The organism is Aequorivita xiaoshiensis (assembly GCF_022008395.1).
Classification (GTDB): Bacteria; Bacteroidota; Bacteroidia; order Flavobacteriales; family Flavobacteriaceae; genus Aequorivita; species Aequorivita xiaoshiensis.
On the sequence record NZ_JAIRBB010000038.1, the window covers coordinates 1 to 1,738 of the forward strand.

1 rRNA gene is annotated in these 1,738 nt (G+C 49.6%); it reads left to right on the forward strand.

The window, feature by feature from the left end:
- Positions 1 to 170 precede the first annotated feature (170 nt).
- Positions 171 to 1,694 (forward strand): 16S ribosomal RNA (locus K8344_RS13825).
- Positions 1,695 to 1,738: the final 44 nt, after the last annotated feature.

The following is a 1,738-nucleotide window of genomic DNA, read 5'->3' on the forward strand; positions in this document are numbered from 1 at the left end:
TCTTTATTTTCGGATAAAGGTAAGTTCATTGAGATATTGAAATTGACAGCGTAGATTAATTTTCGAAAGGAAGTTAGTCAACAAAGAAACTAAACTAAGTGAGATTTTCTGAGATTTTTTTGAGAGTCGAGCTCTTTATGAAGTATGGTCGCAATATTATTGAAGATTATACGATGAAGAGTTTGATCCTGGCTCAGGATGAACGCTAGCGGCAGGCCTAACACATGCAAGTCGAGGGGTATATAATGCTTGCATTATAGAGACCGGCGCACGGGTGAGTAACGCGTATGGAATCTGCCTTGTACAGGGGAATAGCCCAGGGAAACTTGGATTAATGCCCCATAGTATTATGATACGGCATTGTTTTATAATTAAAGATTTATCGGTACAAGATGATCATGCGTCCCATTAGCTTGTTGGTGTGGTAACGGCACACCAAGGCTACGATGGGTAGGGGCCCTGAGAGGGGGATCCCCCACACTGGTACTGAGACACGGACCAGACTCCTACGGGAGGCAGCAGTGAGGAATATTGGACAATGGGCGAGAGCCTGATCCAGCCATGCCGCGTGCAGGAAGACTGCCCTATGGGTTGTAAACTGCTTTTTTACGGGAAGAAACACCCCCTCGTGAGGGGGCTTGACGGTACCGTACGAATAAGGACCGGCTAACTCCGTGCCAGCAGCCGCGGTAATACGGAGGGTCCGAGCGTTATCCGGAATCATTGGGTTTAAAGGGTCCGTAGGCGGGCAATTAAGTCAGTGGTGAAAGTCTGCAGCTCAACTGTAGAATTGCCATTGATACTGGTTGTCTTGAATCGTTGTGAAGTGGCTAGAATATGTGGTGTAGCGGTGAAATGCTTAGATATCACATAGAATACCGATTGCGAAGGCAGGTCACTAACAACGTATTGACGCTGATGGACGAAAGCGTGGGGAGCGAACAGGATTAGATACCCTGGTAGTCCACGCCGTAAACGATGGATACTAGTTGTTCGAGCTACATTGGTAGCTTGAGTGACTAAGCGAAAGTGATAAGTATCCCACCTGGGGAGTACGTTCGCAAGAATGAAACTCAAAGGAATTGACGGGGGCCCGCACAAGCGGTGGAGCATGTGGTTTAATTCGATGATACGCGAGGAACCTTACCAGGGCTTAAATGTAGTCTGACAGGGGTGGAAACACCCTTTTCTTCGGACAGATTACAAGGTGCTGCATGGTTGTCGTCAGCTCGTGCCGTGAGGTGTCAGGTTAAGTCCTATAACGAGCGCAACCCCTGTTGTTAGTTGCCAGCGAGTCAAGTCGGGAACTCTAACAAGACTGCCGGTGCAAACCGCGAGGAAGGTGGGGATGACGTCAAATCATCACGGCCCTTACGTCCTGGGCCACACACGTGCTACAATGGCAGGTACAATGGGCAGCCACTACGCAAGTAGGAGCGAATCCACAAAACCTGTCTCAGTTCGGATCGGGGTCTGCAACTCGACCCCGTGAAGCTGGAATCGCTAGTAATCGGATATCAGCCATGATCCGGTGAATACGTTCCCGGGCCTTGTACACACCGCCCGTCAAGCCATGGAAGCTGGAAGCACCTGAAGTCCGTCACCGCAAGGAGCGGCCTAGGGTGAAGCTGGTAACTGGGGCTAAGTCGTAACAAGGTAGCCGTACCGGAAGGTGCGGCTGGAACACCTCCTTTCTAGAGAAAGACGACCGAATATTCAACAAAGAGACACTCTTTAT